The 20,011-nt window shown below is 67.4% G+C and carries 8 protein-coding genes and 1 pseudogene; all 9 read right to left on the bottom strand.

Going from position 1 to position 20,011, the window contains the following annotated elements:
• Window position 1: 1 nt before the first annotated feature.
• Window positions 2–8,920 (bottom strand): annotated as a pseudogene (locus tag EV192_RS56650) (type I polyketide synthase); the annotation flags it as partial.
• 253 nt (window positions 8,921–9,173) lie between these two features.
• Window positions 9,174–10,172 carry a Gfo/Idh/MocA family protein gene (locus EV192_RS52055; protein WP_132126263.1) on the bottom strand — a complete coding sequence of 333 codons (999 nt, stop codon included), beginning with the start codon at window positions 10,170–10,172 and terminating at the stop codon, window positions 9,174–9,176.
• The gene (locus EV192_RS52050; protein WP_132126262.1) at window positions 10,169–11,545 is read right to left on the bottom strand and encodes an NDP-hexose 2,3-dehydratase family protein; all 1,377 of its coding nucleotides are present in this window, start codon (window positions 11,543–11,545) and stop codon (window positions 10,169–10,171) included. The genes EV192_RS52055 and EV192_RS52050 overlap by 4 nt, the downstream gene beginning before the upstream one ends.
• Window positions 11,546–11,640: 95 nt before the next feature.
• Window positions 11,641–12,846, bottom strand: coding sequence for a cytochrome P450 (locus EV192_RS52045; RefSeq protein WP_132126261.1), 1,206 nt, complete (start codon window positions 12,844–12,846; stop codon window positions 11,641–11,643).
• 12 nt (window positions 12,847–12,858) lie between these two features.
• A complete protein-coding gene (locus tag EV192_RS52040; protein WP_132126260.1) occupies window positions 12,859–15,729 on the bottom strand; it encodes a non-ribosomal peptide synthetase in 2,871 nt (956 codons plus the stop codon).
• A 2-nt stretch (window positions 15,730–15,731) separates the two neighbouring features.
• Window positions 15,732–17,126: a cation:proton antiporter domain-containing protein gene (locus EV192_RS52035; protein WP_243727629.1), complete on the bottom strand. Its 1,395-nt coding sequence runs from the start codon at window positions 17,124–17,126 to the stop codon at window positions 15,732–15,734.
• A gap of 69 nt (window positions 17,127–17,195) precedes the next feature.
• Entirely contained in the window at window positions 17,196–18,551 is a 1,356-nt protein-coding gene (locus EV192_RS52030) for an NAD(P)/FAD-dependent oxidoreductase (RefSeq protein ID WP_132126259.1), read from the bottom strand.
• A 26-nt stretch (window positions 18,552–18,577) separates the two neighbouring features.
• Entirely contained in the window at window positions 18,578–18,853 is a 276-nt protein-coding gene (locus EV192_RS52025) for an acyl carrier protein (RefSeq protein ID WP_132126258.1), read from the bottom strand.
• 11 nt (window positions 18,854–18,864) lie between these two features.
• Window positions 18,865–19,512 (bottom strand): hypothetical protein, encoded by a 648-nt coding sequence (locus EV192_RS52020; RefSeq protein ID WP_132126257.1) that lies wholly within the window; start codon window positions 19,510–19,512, stop codon window positions 18,865–18,867.
• Between the last annotated feature and the right edge of the window lie 499 nt (window positions 19,513–20,011).

Below are 20,011 nucleotides of genomic sequence, written 5' to 3'. Positions count from 1 at the left end.
GTCAGCTCCTCGGGGAATCGATGCCGAGTTCCCGGTCGATCAGGTCGAACATCTCGTCGTCGGAGGCGGTGTCGAGCTCGTCGCCGGTGTCCGGCTGCTCGTCCTCCCACTTCCACAGCAGGGCCCGCAACCGCGCGGTCACCTTGCCCCTCGCCTCACGGTCGGCGGACGACAGTGCGGCTTCGAGCCGGTCCAGTTCGGTGAACGCCGGTGTCCCGTCGACGGGGACCAGGTCGGTCCGCAGCCGCCGGGCCAGCGCGAGTGGCGTCGGGTGGTCGAACACCAGCGTCGCCGGCAGGGACAGGCCGGTGGCGGTGCGCAGCCGGTTCCGCAGGTCGACCGCGGTCAACGAGTCGAAACCCAAGTCCTTGAACGGTTTCCCGGCCGGAACCGACCCTGGGCCCGGGTGCCCGAGGACCGCGGCCGCGTTGGTCCGGACCACGTCGAGCAGGATCCGTTCCTGGTCGGTATCGGCCACATCAAGCAAACGCTTGTTCAAGTCGCTGCCGCCAGCCGGGTCGTCGTCCGGCTGGGCTTCAGGAAGGTCGCGCAGCAGCGGCCGGGGACGGGCGAACGCGTACGCCGGGGCGAACCGGGCCCAGTCGATGTCCGCCACGATCAGGGCGGTCTCCCCGGCGCCGACTGCCTGATCGACGGCGGCGACCGCCAGTTCCGGCGCCATCTCGAAGACGCCACGCTGCCGGAGTTGCTCGGCGAAGGCGTCGACCATGCCGCCCCCGCCCCACGCACCCCACGCGATCGAAGTCGCCACCTGACCACGGGCCCGCCGGTTCCACGCCAACGCGTCAAGGAAGCTGTTCGCGGCGCCGTACGCGCTGTATCCGCCGTTGCCCCAGGTCCCGGCGCCTGAGGAGAACATCACGAACGCGTCCAACGGGACGTCGGCGAGCAACTCGTCCAGGTTCCTGGCGCCGGTCACCTTGGCCGCGAGGACATCGGCGAACTCACCGAGATCGGTCTGGTCCACCGGACGCCCGGTGCCGACGATCCCCGCCGCGTGCACCACGGCCGTCAGCTCGTGCTCGGCGAGCAGACCCGCGAGCGCTTCGCGGTCGGCGACGTCACACGCGGCGACAGTGACTTCGGCACCGAGTTGCCGGATCTCGTCGGCGAGTTCGGCGGCGCCGGGCGCTTCGGGTCCGCGCCTGCTGGTGAGGACGAGATGCTCGGCGCCGTTGCACGCCAACCACTTCGCCATGTGCGCGCCCAACGCGCCGGTGCCGCCGGTGATCAGGACTGTGCCGCGCGGTGTCCACCCAGTCGCCTGGGCGTCGCCACGCGGCGCCCGCACGATCCGCTTGGCGTACAGGCCGGTCGGCCGGATCGCGACTTGGTCCTCGTCGTCCAAACCGGCCAGAACAGCGCACAACGTGTTCGCCGCCCGCGCGTCCAACGTCTCGGGCAGATCGACCAGGCCGCCCCACCGGTCCGGGTGATCCAGCCCGAACACCGTGCCCCAACCCCAGGTCAACGCCTGCTCAGGCCGGTCAAGGGACTCACCGTTGCCCATGGCCACCGCACCCCGCGTGGCGCACCACAGCGGCGCCCCGACCTCCGCGAGCACCTTCGCCAGCACGACATTCTCGTCCAGCGCCAGAAGGGAAAGAACGCCATCGGGCTCCACGACGCGCAACTTGTCGGCAAGCGTCGCGTCCATCTCCACCGGCAGTACGGTCGCGCCACGGTCGGCCAACGCCGCGACCACCTCGGGCGCGGACTGCCCAGCAGGCAAGACAACCAGCCAGGTCCCGGAAAGCAACACATCCCGAGGTTCCGCCAGCGGCCGCCACTCGACCCGGTACCGCCAGCCATCCATAGTGGACTGATCGCGCCGCCGCCGTCGCCACGCGGACAACGCCGGCAGCACCTCACTCAACGGACTGTCCACCGAAACAGCCAACGACCCGGCCAGCGAACCGAGGTCCTCCCGCTCAACCGTCTCCCAGAACTGGACATCCACCGGATCCGCGGCAGCCTCAGTGGCAGCTGTGAGCCAGTAGTTCTGCCGCTGGAAGGGATACGTAGGCACATCCACTCGCCGCGCCGGCCCGAACACAGCCGCCCAGTCCGGACTGACACCCCGGACATACAGCTCAGCCAACGAAGTCATGAACCGCTCAAGGCCACCCTCATTGCGCCGAAGCGACCCGACCGCGACGGCGTCCTCCGCAGTCTCCTGAACAGCCATCGTCAACACCGGATGCGCACTGCACTCGACGAACACCTGGAAACCGTCATCGGCCAGCCCACGAACAGCCTGCTCGAACTGAACCGTGCCCCGCAGATTCCGGTACCAGTACCCGGCATTTAGGTCGGCGGTGTCCAGCCAGTCCCCGGTCAGGGTCGAGAAGAACGGAATGCCAGAGGACCGGGGCTGAATCGGCCCCAGCACTTCCAGCAGCCGGTCCTCGATCTCGGCCACCTGCTCAGAATGCGACGCATAGTCCACCGGCACCCGCCGGGCACGAATGCCGTCAGCCTCGCACTCGGCCATCACAGCATCCAACGCCTCCGGCGAACCAGAAATCACCACAGAAGAAGGACTATTGATCGCAGCAATGAAGATGGTGGCCAGTTGCGTGTCCACCAATGACACACCCGAGCCCCACCTTCGTGCCACCTCATCGGCCGGCAACCCGACCGACACCATGCCACCCCGACCAGCCAACACCTCACCGATTGCCCTGCTCCGCAACACCACCACCCTTGCCGCGTCCTCCAGCGACAGCGCCCCAGCCACACAAGCCGCCGCAATCTCCCCCTGCGAATGCCCCACCACTGCCTGCGGCTCAATCCCATACGACCGCCAAAGCGCAGCCAACGACACCATCACCGCAAACGACACCGGCTGAACAACATCCACCCGATCCAACTCGGCCGAATCACGCAACACCCCAGTCAACGACCAATCCACATACCGCCCCAGCGCCGCCTCACACTCAGCCATCCGAGCCGCGAACACCTCAGAAGACCCAAGCAACTCCCGAGCCATCCCCACCCACTGCGACCCCTGACCGGGGAACACGAACGCCAACTTCCCGTCGATATCCGCCACACCCTCAACCAGCGTCTCGCCGACCAATGCCGCCCGGTGCTCGAAAGCCGCCCGAGTCGTCGCCAGCGAGAACCCGATATCCATCGGATCACCGTCGACAGAACCCAGCCGCTCCACCTGAACCCGCAAAGCCTCCGGAGTACGCCCGGAAACCACCCACGGCACCACGCGAGAGCTCCGCACGGCTTCCTGGACCACCTCCGGACCCTGCTCGATGATCACGTGGGCGTTCGTGCCGCTGATCCCGAAGGAGGAGATCCCGGCCCGGCGGGGGTGTCCGTTGCGCGGCCAGTCCACCGCGTCCGTGAGCAGGGAGACGGCTCCGGTTGACCAGTCCACATGGGACGATGGTTGGTCGATGTGCAGGGTCTTGGGCAGCGTGCCGTGGCGCATCGCCAGCACCATCTTGATCACGCCCGCGACCCCGGAGGCGGTCTGGGTATGTCCGATGTTCGACTTGAGCGAGCCCACCCACAGCGGGCGGTCGCGATGTCCGAATGTTGACATTAGGGCATTGGCCTCGATCGGATCACCCAGCGTGGTTCCGGTGCCGTGCGCCTCCACCGCGTCAATGTCGAATGTTGACATTCGGGCATTCGCCAACGCCGCCCGAATCACCCGCTGCTGCGACGGACCATTCGGCGCCGTCAGACCGTTCGACGCGCCATCCTGGTTCACCGCCGAACCGCAGACCACTGCCAGGATCTCGTGGCCGTTGCGCTGCGCGTCCGAGACGCGTTCCAGTAGGACGAGTCCGGCGCCTTCGGAGAGCCCGAACCCGTCGGCAGCCTCGGCGAACGGCTTGCAACGCCCGTCCTTCGCCAGGCCGCGTTGCCGGCTGAACCCGATGAACTGCGACGGCGTGGACATCACCATCACCCCACCAGCGAGCGCCAACGAGCACTCTCCGCGGCGTACGGACTGTGCCGCGAGGTGCAGGGCGACCAGGGACGACGAGCAAGCGGTGTCCACGGTCACGGCCGGCCCTTCGAGGCCGAGGGTGTACGCGACACGACCCGAGGCCACGCTCGCGGCCCCGCCAGTGACCAGGTAGCCCTCCACTTCGGAGGCTGACTGCAGGCGTGATCCGTAAGCCTGGTCGGCCATCCCGACGAAGACACCGATCTGCTGGCCGCGCAACGAGGTGGGGTCGATCCCGGCGCGTTCGAACGCCTCCCACGAGGTCTCCAGCAGCAGTCGTTGCTGTGGGTCCATCGCGAGCGCTTCACGCGGTGAGATCCCGAAGAACTCCGGGTCGAACTCCCCGGCGTCGGTGAGGAAGCCGCCTTCCCGGGTGTACGAGCGGCCTGGCCGGTCCGGGTCGGGGTCGTAAAGGCCCTGCACGTCCCAGCCGCGTCCGGTGGGGAACGTGGTGATGGCGTCGCCGCCGTCGGCGAGGAGCTGCCAGAGGTCCTCCGGCGACCGCACGCCGCCTGGGTACCGGCAGCTCATCGCCACGATCGCGACCGGTTCGTCCGAGGCCATGGCAGGCGCCACCGGTACGGGCAACTCACCGCCGAGCAGCTCACCGCGCAGATACCGGGCCATCGCGAGCGCGTTGGGGTGGTCGAACACCATGGTCGTGGGCAGTTTCCGGCCGACGGCGGCGGTCAGCCGGTTGCGCAGCTCGACGGCGCTGAGCGAGTCGAAACCCAGGTCCTTGAAGGCACGTTTGGCGTCCACGCTGTCGGCTGCCGTGTGGCCGAGCACGCTGGCGGCGTGCGTCAGAACCAGGTCGAGCAGGGCCCGGTCCTGGTCCGCCGCGGGCATGGCGGCCAGCCGGTCGACGAACGCCGACTCACCGCGCGCGGCGGCGTCGTTGAGGACCCGCTGCACTTCGGGAACGTCACGGATCAGCGCGCTGTGCCGGGCCGCGGAGAACACGGGCACGAACCGCTCCCAGTCCACCTTGGCGACCGCCACCGTGGTCTCATCCCGGTCGAGCGCGTCCTGCAGGCCGGCGATCGCGGGTTCCGGATCGATCACCGGCACGCCACGCCGCCGTAGCGTGTCCTGGAGGTCCTCGGCGATCATGCCGCCACCAGCCCACGGCCCCCACGCCACCGACAGCACCGGCAGGCCGTGACCACGGCGGTGCTGGGCGAAAGCGTCCAGGTACGCGTTCGCCGCCGCGTACGCGCCGTGGTCCGCGACACCCCACACGCCGGCGATCGACGAGAAGTAGACGACCGCGTCCAGGCAGTACGGGTCCAGCAGGGTGTCCAGGTTCTGGGCGCCGGCGACCTTGCCAGCGGCCACCTTGGCGAACTCGGCGACCGTAGTGTCCGCCAAGGGCGCCAAGTCCGCCACACCAGCGGTGTGCACAACGGCCCTTGGTGCGTGTCCCTCCGCCTCCAGCCGAGAGATCAGTGCCGCGAGGGCCTCCCGATCGGCGACGTCACAACTGGCGACGGTGACGTTCGCACCGAGTTCGGCGACGACATCGGGCGTCGTGGAGCCGCGACTGACGAGGACGATGTGCGCGGCGCCGTTGCGATGCAACCAACGCGCCACATGCCCGGCAAGCGCGCCTGTGCCACCGGTCACCAGGACCGTGCCACGTGGTTGCCAGCGCCGCTTCGGCTGCCCCAGTGGCGCGTGGGCCAGTCGCCGGGCGTACACCCCGGACTCGCGAATCGCGACCTGGTCCTCGTCCCCGGCCAGCACCGACGCCGGGAGCACATCGCCGGCCAGGTCGATCAACCCGCCCCACCGCGTGGGGTGTTCCAGCGCCATGACCCGGCCAAGTCCCCACACCTGGGCCTGCACCGGGCGCTCCACCTGCTCCTGGTCGCCAACGGAAACAGCACCCCGCGTCACACACCACAAAGGAGCCTCAACCCCGGCGTCACCCAGCGCCTGGATCAACGTGAGCGTGCCCGCGACCCCCCTCGGAACCACCGGATACTCACGGTGTGGCTCCTCATCGAAAGCCAGAAACGACAGCACACCAGCGACATCCCGATGCTCAGCCAACCGCGCCGCGAGCACATCCCGGTCGGCCAACTCAACGGTGACTGTCTCAATACCCGGAATCCGGGGAACGTCAACACCATCAGGAGCGACGACAAGCCAAGTACCCGTGGGCTGAGTGGTCGGCACCGTAACCGGCCGCCACTCGATCCGATAACGCCACCCCGTCTCCGGAACACCCGAAGCGGGCAACGGCATATCAAGCCAGTAACGCTGACGCTGGAAGGCATAAGTAGGCACGTCCACCACCCGCGCCGGCCCGAAAACAGCATCCCAGTCCGGCCTGACACCCCGGACATACAGCTCAGCCAACGAAGTCATGAACCGCTCAAGGCCACCCTCATTGCGCCGAAGCGACCCGACCGCGACGGCGTCCTCCACGGTCTCCTGAACAGCCATCGTCAACACCGGATGCGCACTGCACTCGACGAACACCTGGAAGCCCTCGTCGGCCAGCCCACGAACAGCCTGCTCGAACTGAACCGTGCCCCGCAGATTCCGGTACCAGTACCCGGCATTTAGGTCGGCGGTGTCCAGCCAGTCCCCGGTCAGGGTCGAGAAGAACGGAATGCCAGAGGACTGCGGCTGAATCGGCGCCAACACCTCCAGCAACCGCTGCTCGATCTGCTCGACGTGGTCGGAATGCGACGCATAGTCCACCGGCACCCGCCGGGCACGAATGCCCTCGGCCTCGCACTCCGCGATCACGGCAGCCAAGGCGTCGGGCGAGCCAGAGACGACCACAGAGGAAGGACTGTTGATCGCGGCAATGGAGATCGTGGCCAGTTGCGTGTCCACCAACGACACACCCGAGCCCCACCGCCGTGCCACCTCCGCAGCCGGCAACCCGACCGACACCATCCCACCCCGACCAGCCAACACCTCACCAATCGCCCTACTCCGCAACACCACAACCCGCGCCGCATCCGCAAGCGACAAAGCCCCAGCAACACACGCCGCAGCAATCTCACCCTGCGAATGACCCACCACAGCCTGCGGCTCAACCCCACACGACCGCCACAACCCCGCCAACGACACCATCACCGCAAAACTGACCGGCTGAACAACATCCACCCGATCAAGCCCAACCGAATCCCGCAACACCCCAGTCAACGGCCAATCAACAAACTCCCCCAAAGCCACCTCACACTCAGCCATCCGAGCCGCAAACACCTCAGACGACTCAAGCAACTCCCGAGCCATCCCCACCCACTGCGACCCCTGACCCGGAAAAACAAACGCCAACTTCCCCTCAACATCCGCCACCCCCTCAACCAACGTCTCCCCAACCAACGCCGCCCGATGCTCAAGCGCGGCCCTCGTCGTGGCGAGCGAAAACCCGATATCCACCGAGTCCAGCCCCGAACGGGCATCCACCATCGCCCGTACCTGCTCCACCTGAGCCCGCACCGCCGCAGCTGTATGCCCCGACACCACCCACGGCAGCCCCGCGCCACCGTGACCGCGTATCTCATGGTCCCGCAACGCGCGACTCACCGTCCTGGAACGCGCGACACGCGCGTCATCGGGGGGTGCCTCCAGGATCACGTGGGCGTTTGTCCCGCTCACGCCGAATGACGACACACCCGCGCGCCGGGGGGCACCTGTCGATGGCCACGGGACTTGCTCTGTCAGCAGGGTGATCGCGCCGGAGGACCAGTCGATGTGTGGCGTGGGTTCCGCCACGTGCAGGGTTTTCGGCAGGATTCCGTGCTGCATCGCCAGGACCATTTTGATCACGCCGCCGACGCCGGCCGCCGCTTGGGTGTGGCCGATGTTCGACTTCAACGAGCCCAGCCACAACGGGCGATCCCGGTCTTGTCCGAATGTTGACATCAGCGCCTGGGCCTCGATCGGGTCGCCCAGTGCGGTACCCGTTCCGTGCGCCTCCACCGCGTCGATATCCACAGGGGACAGTCCGGACGAAGCCAGCGCCGCCCGGATCACCCGCTGCTGCGACGGACCGTTCGGCGCCGTCAAACCGTTCGAAGCGCCGTCCTGGTTCAAGGCGGAGCCGCGAACCACGGCCAGCACCCGGTGACCGTTGCGTTGCGCGTCGGAAAGGCGCTCCAGCATGAGCATTCCCACGCCTTCGCCCCACCCCGTGCCGTCCGCGTCGGACGAGAACGACCGGCACCGTCCGCCCGGCGAAAGTCCGCGCTTTCGGCTGAACTCCAGAAGCACACCCGGGGTCGCCATCACCGTCACGCCCCCGGTCAAAGCGAGCGAACACTCCCCAAGACGCAACGACTGACAAGCGAGATGCAACGTCACCAGCGACGACGAGCACGCTGTGTCCACGGTGATCGCCGGGCCTTCCAGACCGAGCGTGTACGAGATCCGGCCCGAGGCGACGCTGGTCAGGCCGCCGGTCAGGAGGTAACCGTGATAGCCGTCCGGCGCGTCGTGCAGCAACGGACCGTAGTCCCGGTACGGCACGCCGACGAACACCCCGGCGCTTGAGCCGCGCAGCGAAGTCGGGTCGAAACCGGCCCGTTCCACGGCTTCCCACGAGGTTTCCAACAGCAGGCGTTGCTGTGGGTCCATCGCGGCGGCCTCACGCGGGCTGATGTCGAAGAGAGCCGGGTCGAACTGGTCGGCGTCGTGCAGGAACCCGCCCTCGCGGGTGCAGCATTTGCCGGGCTGGTCCGGGTCCGGGTCGTAGAGGCCGGCCAGGTCCCAGCCTCGGTTCGTGGGAAAGCCCGAGACCGCGTCGGTTCCGGTGGACACCAGCTGCCACAAGTCCTCGGGGGACTGCACGCCGCCCGGGTAACGGCACGCCATGCCGATGATCGCGATCGGCTCGCCCACCACGGCGTCCCCTGACGCCACTTCCACGTCCGTGCCGACGATCTCGGCCAGCAGGTAGTCGGCCACGGCCGCCGGAGTCGGGTAGTCGAACAGGAGGGTCGCGGGGATCCGCAGACCAGTCGCGGCCGCCAGCCGTTCCCGCAACTGTTCGCCGACGTGCCGGTAGACACCCAGCTTGCGGAACGCGCGCGCGGGATCCACCGCATGCGGCCCGGAACGTCCTGTGACGGCGGCGATGTGGGTACGGACCAAGTCCAACAGGACACGCTGCCGCGCGGCCGGGCTCGCCTGCCGCTGCACGATGCTGGCGATGTCACTCATCAGCCGTCTCCGTTTCGTTGACACGCACCGCTTGCCTGCTGATCTGGTCGACGAGTTCCATGGTTCGCAACGTGTCCGCGCATCGCCGTGCCTCGTCGGTGTCCGTCACGGTGACGCCGGCGAGCACCGCGTCGGCGAACGACTCGACGGCACGCTGGAACTGGTGCTCGGGTTCGAGCGCGATCTCCTCGGCGTCGATCCGCAGCACCGGCCGCCAGTCCGCCGGCGGCGTGAACGCACGGTCCAGGTGGAGCCGGCCGGCGCTGCCCCACACCGAGTAGAACGAGCCGTAGCTGTGCTGGAATCCGAACTGGACAGTGATCGGGACACCGTCCGCCGACACCAACAGCGCCTGCCCGGCCAGGTCGACGCCACGGCCCGGATCGACCCGCAGCACCGACCCGGACAACGTCAGATCGTTGCCGAACAGCAGTTGCGCGGCCCGGATCGGGTAAACCCCGGCGTCCCGCAACGAACCGCCGCCCAGATGAGCGGAGTACCGGATGTCCGAGGCAGGCAGCGGCGGGAAGCAGAACGCACCGGAGAACGACCGGACGGCACCCAACCTGCCCGACGCCATCAGCTTGCGCACGGACTCGTGCTGAGGATGATGCAGGAAAGTGAAGTTCTCACGCAGCAGCACGCCGTTCTCCCGTGCCCGCTGCAGAAGCTGACGTGCCTCCGCCGCACTGGAGGCCAGCGGCTTCTCCGACAACAGGTGCTTCCCCGCGCTCAACACCTTGGCGCCCCAGGGAAGATGCAAAGCCGGTGGCAACGGCATGTACACCGCGTCGATGTCGTCCCGGTCGAGCAAGTCGGAGTACGTCGTCGCGACGCACGAGAAGTTCGATGCGAACCGTTGGGCCTTGGCGGAATCCCGACTGGCCACCGCGACCAGCTCGACCCGTGGTGCGGCCTGTAACGCCGGCAGTGTCCGCCGCCAGGCGACGTCGGAGCAGCCCAACACGCCGACCCGAAGCCGGGCGCTCACAGCAGACCCCGCAAACAGGCGACCGACGTACGGGCCTGAACGTTCAGGTAATGGCTGTGCTGCAGCAGAGCCGTCAGTTGAGGCAGGGTCAGCCAGCGGTAGTCCGGCCGGTCCTCGCCGGAGAAGTCGGCGTCCACCTCGATGATCAGGTACCGGCTCCGGGCATGGTAGAACCGGCCGCCTTCCTCGGACAACTCGGTGTCGAACAGCACCCGCTCCGGTCGCGCGCTGAGCACGTCCTCCAGGAACGGAGGCGTGGAACCGGCCGGCAGATGCGCGTAGTTCTCCACAGTGCACTGCACGGTCGGCGCGATCTCGACCACGTCCCGGTAGCCCGGCTCGACCCGCGCGTTCACCAAAGCGTGCAGCACGCCGTCAACCCGCTTGATCAGCAGCGCGGCGATGCCGACACCGTGCGGCTCGATCAGCGGCTGGGCCCATGTGGACACTTCGCGGCTGTTCGTGGTGACGTCCACGCCGACCACGCTGAAGAACACCCCGAGTTCGTGCCGGATCTCGGTCTCGGTCCGGAACCAGGACTTGATGTCCGGCAACGGCACCAGCTCGGTCCGGATGTCCTGCTCGGCCTGTCGCGCGGTGATCCAGCTCAGCATCTCGACGTTCGTCGTGAGGCTGCCACGGCCCATGTCGGTACCGTCGGGCATGCACGACAGCACAGTGCGGGCGTCCATGTTGACCAGGTTCTCCACCCGCAACAACTCGTGCAGCTGGCCGATGGTCAGCCAGCAGAAGTCCTCGCCGGCTTCGGCGGAATCCACCTCAATGATCATGTTCCGGTTCCGCTTACCGTAGAACCACGAACCCTGTTCGGACTGCAACACGTCAGCCAGCACGCGATGCGGTGGCGTGGAACGGAAATGTTCCAGGTACGGCACCGCGTTGCCCTGATGTACGCGGGTGTAGTTGCTCTTCGTCGCCTGCACGGTCGGCGAGAGCTGGACGCCGTTGATGTTGCCCGGCTCCACTTTGGCCTGCATCAGGCAGTGCAGCAGGCCGTCGATCTCACGGACCGCGATGCCCAGGATGCCGATCTCCGGCTGGTTGATGATCGGCTGGTACCACTCGCCGACCGGCCCGAAGTCGGTGCGGACATGCAGCCCCTGCACCGAGAAGAACCGTCCGGTGTGGTGCCGCAGGTCACCGGTGGCCGGGTCGAAGCCCCAGCCGCGCATGGCCGAGAACGGGATCCTGTCGACGGTCTGCAACTGGTCCCGCCTACGGTCGTCCAACCAGTCGTAGAACGCGGCCGTGCTCATCACGCCGCCGTCCTTGGCCTGGACCGAATCGGCGATCCGGGCCGGCAGGCCCCTGTCCACATGGCGGAGCAGCCCCGCGCTGTTCGCGTCCGGCATCGCGAGCTCCTTCCGGCGTTCGGATCGACCCGGATACCAGGTCACCACACCGCGACCAGGCGAACCAGAGATCACCCCAACGTCAAGGAGAATCCCTAATTCCACGCGACAGGCAACGCGCGCACACCGTAGTGCTGAACGTCCTCGGAGGTCTCGATCGCGCCGGCCGGCACAGCCAGCCGAAGGTCGGGGAACCGGTCCAACAGGGCCCGGAAACCAACCTTGAGCACGATCCGGGCATGATGCTGCCCGATGCATTGGTGTGGCCCGTATCCGAACGCCACATGGCCGCGCGCCGACCGCGCCAGGTCGAGCCGGTCCGGGGCGTCATACTTGGCCGGGTCACGGTTGGCGGCGGGCAAAGACACCACGACCGTCTGACCGGCCTCGATGGCCGTCCCGTTCACGGTGACGTCCTCGATCGCGCAGCGGCTCGCCCCGAGATGCGAGATCGTCAGGTAACGCAGGAGTTCCTCGATCGCGTTGTCCATCAGCTCGGGCTGCTTTCGCAGCAACGCCGCCTGATCGGGGTTCTCCAGCAGCGCGAACGTGCCCAACGCCAGCATGTTCGTGGTCGTGTCGAACGCCCCGCCGATCAGCACCCACGCGATGTTCACCAGCTCCTGTTCGGACATCTCGCCCGACGACGCCAACACGCCGAGGATGTCCTCGCCGCCCTCGGCGAGCTTCCGGCGCACCAACGACGTGAACAGCTCGGTGACCACGCCCACTGAATCGATGAGTTCCGCCACCGTGTACGTCAACCGGAAAATCACCGAGAAGTGGTGCAGGATGCTGCGTCGGTCCGCCTCCGGCACGCCGATCATCTCGCACATCACCCTGGACGGCAGCGGTTCCGCGTACTCGGCGAGCAGGTCCGCGGGCGATCCGGTGGCGGCCATGGCGTCCAGACAGTCCGCAGCGACCTTCTCGATCAACGGCTCCAGCTCACGCGTCCGCCGCACGGAGAAGTACCCGGCGAGCATCTTGCGGTACCGGGTGTGCTCCGGCGCGTCCATCTTGTTGAACGCCCCAGGTTCGGCCGCGGGCGGGTCGTACGAGTCGATCGGGAACGTCGGCGCGAGCACGTGCGCCAGCAGTTCGTTGCGGCGGCTGAACCGAGGATCCGCCAGCACCGCGCGGACGTCGTCGTGCCGGGTGACCAGCCAGCCGGTCATGCCGTTCGGCGTCACCTGGAACTCGACCCGGCTGACCGGGTCCTGCTCGCGCAGCCGCGCGTACTCGCCGGGCGGGTCGAACGGGCACGTCCGCCGGGTGGGGATGACTGCCGGGTCTCGCATGGGCTGCTCCGATCAGGATTCCGGGTGCGCGAGCACCTTTCGGGCCACCGCGCTGACCCGTTCCAAGGTCGGCTCGCGGATCATCTGGCCCAGCTCGGCCATGAACGCCTGCTCGCCGTCCGACCCGACCACGTCCCGGCACACCCCGGCCAACATGGACAGCAGCAGCACGGAATCCCCACCGAGCCGGTGGAAGTCGGCGTCGTCGTCCAGCCGGCCCATGTCGACACTGAGTGTGTCGGCCCAGACGGCGGCCACGGCCTCGCCGACGTCGTCGCGCTCGGCCGTCGCCTCCTGGATCACCAGATCCGGTAGCGCGCGCACGTCGACCTTGCCGTTGGCGGTCTGCGGGATCTCCGGCACGACAATAACCGCGGCCGGTACGAGATACCTCGGCAGCCGCTCGGTCAAAAACGCCCGCAGCACATCACCATCCACTGTGGACACAGCGTAAGCGTGCAGGCTGTTGCGGCGAGGTACGACGACGGCCCGGGTCACGCCGGGATGGTCTTCGAGGACTCGGGCGACCTCAGCCGGTTCGACCCGGTGCCCGAGCACCTTGACCTGGTCGTCAGCGCGACCGAGGTACTCGACCTCGCCGGTCGGCAGCAGCCGGGCCAGATCACCGGTGCGGTAGACCCGGCGGCCGTCCGCCATCCGGACGAACCGCTCGCGGTCCAGGTCCGGCCGCCCGCGGTAGCCACGCGCCACCTGCGCGCCGCCCACGTACAGCTCCCCGGCTTCACCAGGGCTGACGAACCGGCGTTGCGGGTCCAGCAGGTACGCGGCGGTGTTGTCGGCCGGGCGACCGATCGGCACGGCCGGATCGGTGTCCTGCTCCGGGTCGTACTCGTGGGCCAGGCACCCGACCGTCGCCTCGGTCGGGCCGTAGTGGTTGACCACGCGGCACCCGAAGACCCGGCGGGCCTCGGCCGCCAGGTCCTGGCGCAACTGCTCGCCACCCACCACGAGCAGCCGGAAGCCACGCGGCGCCAGACCGAGCCGCAGGATCAGGTCCAGGTGCGACGGCGTGAGCTTCAGCGAGTTCACGCCCGACTCCTCCACCAGGTACCGCAGGCTCACGTGGTTCGGCTCGTCCGCGACCAGCACGAGCGTCCCGCCGGCCAGTAACGGCAGGTACAGCGCGGTGTTCGGCAGGTCGAACGCCAGTGACGTGAACAGCCCGAAACACGAGTCCGAGTCGACACCCAGCCGGTCGGCCGCCCACCGGGTGTAGTTGACCAGGCTGCCGTGCTCGATCTCGACCCCCTTGGGCCGTCCGGTGGACCCCGACGTGTAGATCACGTACGCCAGCGAACCCGCGTCCACCTCGGGTACGTCTGTGTCATTTTCGAACTCGATGTCGTCGATCACCACGGTCGGGCAGCCGTGCGGGCGCTCCTGGTCCGTTCGTCGGGTGACGCACATCAGCGCCTTGGCGTCGGCCAGCAGTTCGTTGATCCTCGCGTCCGGGTGCGCTGGGTCCAGCGGTAGATACGCGGCGCCGGACTTGAGCACGCCCCACAGCGCGGTGACCGTCTCGGGTGACCGGTCGGCGAGCACGCCGACGACCACGTCCCGGCCGGCGCCCCGCGACCGCAGCTCCCCGGCGACAAAACTGGACCGACGGTCCAGTTCGGCGTACGTCATCTCGCCGTCCGGCCAGCGCAAGGCGATCGCGGCCGGGGTCCGCGCGGCCTGCTCACGGAACGCGCTCACGACTGTGCCTGTCCGCGCGGGCCGGGCAGTGTCGTTGCCTTCCCATTCGGTGTTCGGGGACAAGGTGTCCCGTAGCCACGCGAGGACGTCGTCGGCGCGCGCGGCCATTCCTGGCTCGTCACACCAGACCAGGGTGATCTCGGTCCGGCCGGCGCACTCCACCATGTTCACTTCCGGTGGGCCCGCTGTGGACAATGTGGACAGTGAGTACACCGTGAAGGCGTGGAAAGATGGGGTGCTGAGGGTGTTGAGGTCAACGCGTCCCAGGTGGGACAGCGTGGAGGTGGCGGCGTACCGGTTGCGTCGGGCCGACCTGACGTCCAGGACCTTGATGAGGGCCCGCATCACCGGCACTGGCATCTTGAGGATCGCCGGGTCGACGCGGCCGGACAGTTCACGCTTCTCGGCCAGCGCGCGCAGCAGTCGCTCGTGTACTCCGTCCCATTGATCAGAGCTGTGAACTTCGTACACAGTGCTTTGGGACAGATTCGCTGTTGACAGCTCCTCCGGCGTGTGGCGGCGTAAGTCGACCGCGATCGCGTAGTGCGCTGTTTCCAGGCCGTAGATCGCTGTCAGTGCCGTGGCGACTTTGGCGACGAGCGCTGGGTGGGTGCCGTCGATGGTCAGACGGCGCCACAGGGTCCGTCGACGCCAGGTCCGCTGTGGTTGGCCGAGCGGTGACGGGCACTCCAACGGCGGCCGGGTCTCGTTGTTGGTGACCCCGAGCCGGTCGAGCAGGTCGGTCTCGGTCATCGTGGACGTGGCGCCTTCGGGTTGTTCGCCGCGCAACACGCGGAAGACGTCCGTTGCCCACGTGAGCACGCCGTGCCCGTCCATCACGGCATGCGCGGCCCGGAACACCACTGCGCCCGGGAGCAAAAGCACTTCACAGCCGTCAATAGGCCTGTGCGTGGCCGCCATCGTGGTCAGGTCGCCCTTGGGCACCTGTCGGACCCGGGGCGCCTTCCCGGAGTCCACCCAGGTCCGGTCCACACGGGACAGTCGAGCGCCGGGACAGGCTTCGGACGCCACCGCGACGGCATGGGCGAGGTCTGGCAAGGTGATCTCGCCGTCTCCTTCGACCACGAGTTGCACGACCGGCGTGGCGCTCTTCGGGTGGCCGACGAACCACCACTCACTCGGCGAGACCGCCCTCGAGAACATGGTCAGCCCACTGCCGGGGCGCGGTCGGGCAGGAAGCGTTCGATCACGGTCAGCGCGGGCGCGGTCAGCATGGTGGTGACCAGCGTCATGATCACCAGCATCGCGAACACCGTCGGACTGATGATCTTCAGGTCGAGCCCGATGTTCAACACCACCAGCTCGGTCAGCCCACGGCAGTTCATCAACGCGCCGATGCCCCACGACTCACGCCACCCGACACCGGACAGGCGTGCGGCACCGAGACTGCCGGCCCACTTCGCGACGATCGCGACCGCCGTGATCAGCGCACACCAACCCCATAGGCCCCAGTCGTCGCCGAGCAGGCCGAACTTCGTGCGCAGTCCAGTGTAGACGAAGAACAACGGCAGCAGGAATGTCATTGTCAGGCCGCGCATCTGGTCCGTGGCCCGCTCCACTTTGAGCACACCGCGCGGCGTGATGACGCCGAACAGGAACGCGCCGAAGATCGGGTGGATGCCGATCGAGTTCGTGGCCAGCGCGGCCAGCATCAACCCGGCCAGCAGCACGGGGAGCACGGCGCCGTCCGGGATCACGCGGCGCGCCAGCAGGCGATCCAGCAACGGACGTACTACGAAGATCATGAGTGCGAAGAAAACCAGTGACAGCAGTACAGTCAAGGCGGTCGCGGCCACCGAGGTGCCGGTCGCGATCGCGGTCACCAGCGCCAGCAGGCACCAGGCTGTCACGTCGTCCACCGCGGCGCACGTCAAGGCCAACGACGCCAGGGGCTGGCCATTCATCTTCCGGTCGGTCAGAATGCGTGCCAGCACGGGGAATGCCGTGATGCTCATCGACACCGCGATGAACAAGGCGAAAGCCGTCGGCTGCACGCCGCCGCCCAGCGGCTTGTACATCTGCAACGCCAGCAGGATTCCGGCCAGGAACGGCAAGGCGATGCTGGCGTGACTGACCATCACCGCCGCCCTGGTCCGCCGGCGCAGCAACGCCAGGTTCAGCTCGTGGCCGACCAGGAACATGAACAGGACCAGGCCGACCTGGGCGAGCATGTTGATCGCCGGCGCCAGGTACGCCGGGAAGAGCCAGCCGTATCCGGCCGGCCACACCCAGCCAAGCAGCGACGGGCCCAGCAGAATGCCCGCCACGATCTCACCGATCACCGGCGGCTGGCCGATCCGCCCGAACAGCCAGGCGACCACCCGGCAGGCGACGAAGATCACCGGCACCGCGAACAGCAGCTTCGCGAACGGGTCCGTGGCCGCCGGGTGTTCGGTCGTGGCCGCGCCGCCGTTCTGCGTCTGCAGCAGCAGGACGCCGAGGATGACCGGGACAACCACGAGCCCCAGGTACGGCACGACAAGCCGCACGGTACGGCGAACCCGCACGCCGGTCACGTAGCTTTCATCAGTGGCGGACAATGTCACTCCCTGGAAACGCCCGCGCCGGCGGTGTTTGTCGCAGCCGGCGCGGACGATGCTCGATACCGGTCAGAAGAGCGCGAGCGCGGAGGAGGACGCCTTCAGGTTGCCCAGGTGACGGTGCCACAGGTGCGTCGGATCGGCCTCCACGGCGGCGACGTACTCCTTCATGGCGGTGAGGGCCTCGGGCTCCTCGGCGTCGTACACGTCACCCTGCAGCATCTGGATGACGTCCGTGCGGTACCGCGGGTCGTCGATGAACGCGGTGAACAGCACGTTGAGCCGGTAGTACATGGAGATGAAGTCGTACCAGATGTTCACGCCACGGCGGAGCGTGTTGACATAGTTGTCGAACCGCTCCTTGCGGAAGTCACCGGCCGCGTGCGCCGCGATGATGTCCTTGGCGGCCAGGCGTCCGCTGTTCATGGCGACGCTGACCCCGCTGGAGAAGATCGGGTCGACGAACCGGGCCGCGTCGCCGATCAGCAGCATGGCGTCGCCGGAGATCTGCTTCATGCCGTAGCTGTAGTCGCCCTCGGTCTTGAACTGCCGCACCTGCTTGGAGTTCTTCAGGGCGTCCAGCAGTTCCGGCCGGCTGCCGACCGAGTCCCAGAAGAACGTGTCCAAGTTGTCCTTGTGGGCCTTGAACCGTTCCTTCTGCGTGACCACACCGATCGAGGTGATCGTCTCGGTGATCGGGATCTGCCACACCCAGGTGTCCTCCTGGGGCAGGAAGTGCACGTGGATGTAGTCGGCGTCCTCGGGCCGGCGGGCCAGCGCCACCCGGTCAAGGCCCTCGAACCAGGTGTGCACCGCGTACTGGTTGAACACCGCGTCCGGCACCTTGACCTTCAGCTGGCTGCCCAACAGGGTCTGCCGGCCGCTGGCGTCCACCACCATCCGCACCGGCACGTCCACCGCCTGCTGACCGATCTTCACCCGCATCAGCGGCCGGTCCGGATCGGTGAAGTCCACCCGGTTGACCCGGGTGCCCTGGTACACCTTGGCGCCGAGCTCCTCGGCGTGCTTCAACAACACCTGGTCGAACTCGCCGCGGTCGACATGCCAGGCGTAGACCCGGTCCACGCCCTTCTGGTCACGTTCCTCGTACGCGATCTCCGCCACGCCGAGGCCGTGCGAGCCGGCGTCGAAGTCCATCGTGCTCGTCGGCCGGGTGTCCGCGGACGTCCACGCGGCACCGTACTTGCGCGGGAACCCGCCCGTCTCGATCTTCGAGATCACGCCGATGTCGTGCATGACCGGGATGACCGCGGGCACAAGGGACTCACCGACGTGCTCCCGGGGGAACACCTCGCTTTCGAACACGGCGATCGACAGTCCCGCCTTCGCCAGATACGAGGCCAGGGTGGACCCCGCGGGGCCACCGCCGATGATGCCTACATCGTAGTCGTATTCACCGGACACGCTTGTCTCTTTCGTTCGGGGCTGGGTTATTTCGGTAACGCGGCGGGCGCGCGCAGCTCGCTGACCAGGTCCGCGATCCGCTCGATGTCCTGGAAGTTGCGGCTGACCATCTCGGTGGGCGGCACCCGGATGCCGAACTCCTCACGGATGTACGCCACCAGCCGCGCGGTCTCAATGGAGTTAAGCAGGCCCCACTCCAACAGCGGCGTGGTCGTGGTGAAGTCCGTGATGTCCTTGCCGTCCAACAACTCCAGCTCAACGTACTTGGCGAGCTTGTCGAGCAGTTCGGCGCGATCGTTCATTGTTCCTCCGGTCAGTCCGTGCCCGCGTCGTGGCCGGCCTTGTCACGCACGCCACGGCGCGGCCGCGGCAGCTTCTCGGTCTCCGAGTTGATGTGCTTGCGCGGCGGGAACGCCACATACCGCCCACCGGCCATCTTCGCCTTGAAGTTCTTCATCCACCCGTGGTGGCCGAAGTGACCGAACTTGTCGAACCCGACCAGCGAGATCCCGCTACGGTCGTAGTTCCCACCCACCAGCAGACACCACTGCCGGAAGTCCGGATACTCGTTGGTAAGGTGGTGGTAGGTGAGAATGAACGCCAGGTAGCGCCGGAAGTCCATACCATCAAGGCCGTCATCCTCGTACACCCGGGAGATCGCCGTCGTGCTCTGCCCCAGCATCTCCGGAATCGGCGACGCCGAACACACCAACCAGTGCGACTCGTCAGTCAACGGGCTGTTGATCATGCCCTTGTCGACCTCCCAGTTGAACCCGCACACCAACTTGCCCGCCTCGATCATCTGCCCCTCGGAGATCTCCTGCGGCACATAGATCAACATCTCGTTGGTCTGCTCGAGCTCGGCGATCTCAGCCGGAGTGAACGGACACGGCTTCACATGGATCTCCGTGGTGCCGTACACGCTGTAAACCATGTCTTCCAGATCATCGGGCATACGCATGGCGACCGTCCTGGTGTCCTCGTGGTATCACTCCCAGCCGAGTATGGGGGTGGCGGGTGGTGGGTGTCGGTGTCAACAGCCGTCCTCTGGGGAAACCATTAGCTTTGCCGCTGTCCTTGTCGGACTCGCTGCTCGGCCGGCTCCACACTTTCCCCCGCTCAAGGCCCGCTTGCTTCTCGCTGGGCCCCACACTTGCTTCTCGCTTGGGGTTCCGCTTGCTTCGCGCTGTTTGCCCTCGCCGGGCGGCAGATCACCAAGAGGGGGCCGGGGTTGGGTTTCCTGGTGGGTTGGGGCGTGTTCCCTCCCGTACGACCTGCCAAAGGAAATCACGGGCGTCAAGGGACCCGGTTGGATCTCGGGGTTGCTTCCCGATTTCAGGTCCCTTGACACCCGTGATTTGGCTGCGCCCAGGAAGCTCCTATGGGTTGTCAAGTGGTGGGGTGGGTTTTGTTGAGGTCGGTGATGTCGGCTTTGAGGCGGGGGTAGATCTCGCGGGCGA

The organism is Actinocrispum wychmicini (assembly GCF_004345645.1).
In the GTDB taxonomy this organism is placed as follows: Bacteria; Actinomycetota; Actinomycetes; order Mycobacteriales; family Pseudonocardiaceae; genus Kibdelosporangium; species Kibdelosporangium wychmicini.
The sequence above is the reverse complement of the archived record's forward strand: the minus strand, read 5'-3'. Positions and strand labels throughout refer to the sequence as shown.

What these genes read in the sequence shown, in the direction of transcription:
- EV192_RS52050 (WP_132126262.1), bottom strand. Translation starts at nt 11,545, where the DNA reads ATGCCGGACGCGAACAGCGCGGGGCTGCTCCGCCATGTGGACAGGGGC.
- EV192_RS52045 (WP_132126261.1), bottom strand. Translation starts at nt 12,846, where the DNA reads ATGCGAGACCCGGCAGTCATCCCCACCCGGCGGACGTGCCCGTTCGAC.
- EV192_RS52040 (WP_132126260.1), bottom strand. Translation starts at nt 15,729, where the DNA reads ATGTTCTCGAGGGCGGTCTCGCCGAGTGAGTGGTGGTTCGTCGGCCAC.
- EV192_RS52025 (WP_132126258.1), bottom strand. Translation starts at nt 18,853, where the DNA reads ATGAACGATCGCGCCGAACTGCTCGACAAGCTCGCCAAGTACGTTGAG.
- EV192_RS52020 (WP_132126257.1), bottom strand. Translation starts at nt 19,512, where the DNA reads ATGCGTATGCCCGATGATCTGGAAGACATGGTTTACAGCGTGTACGGC.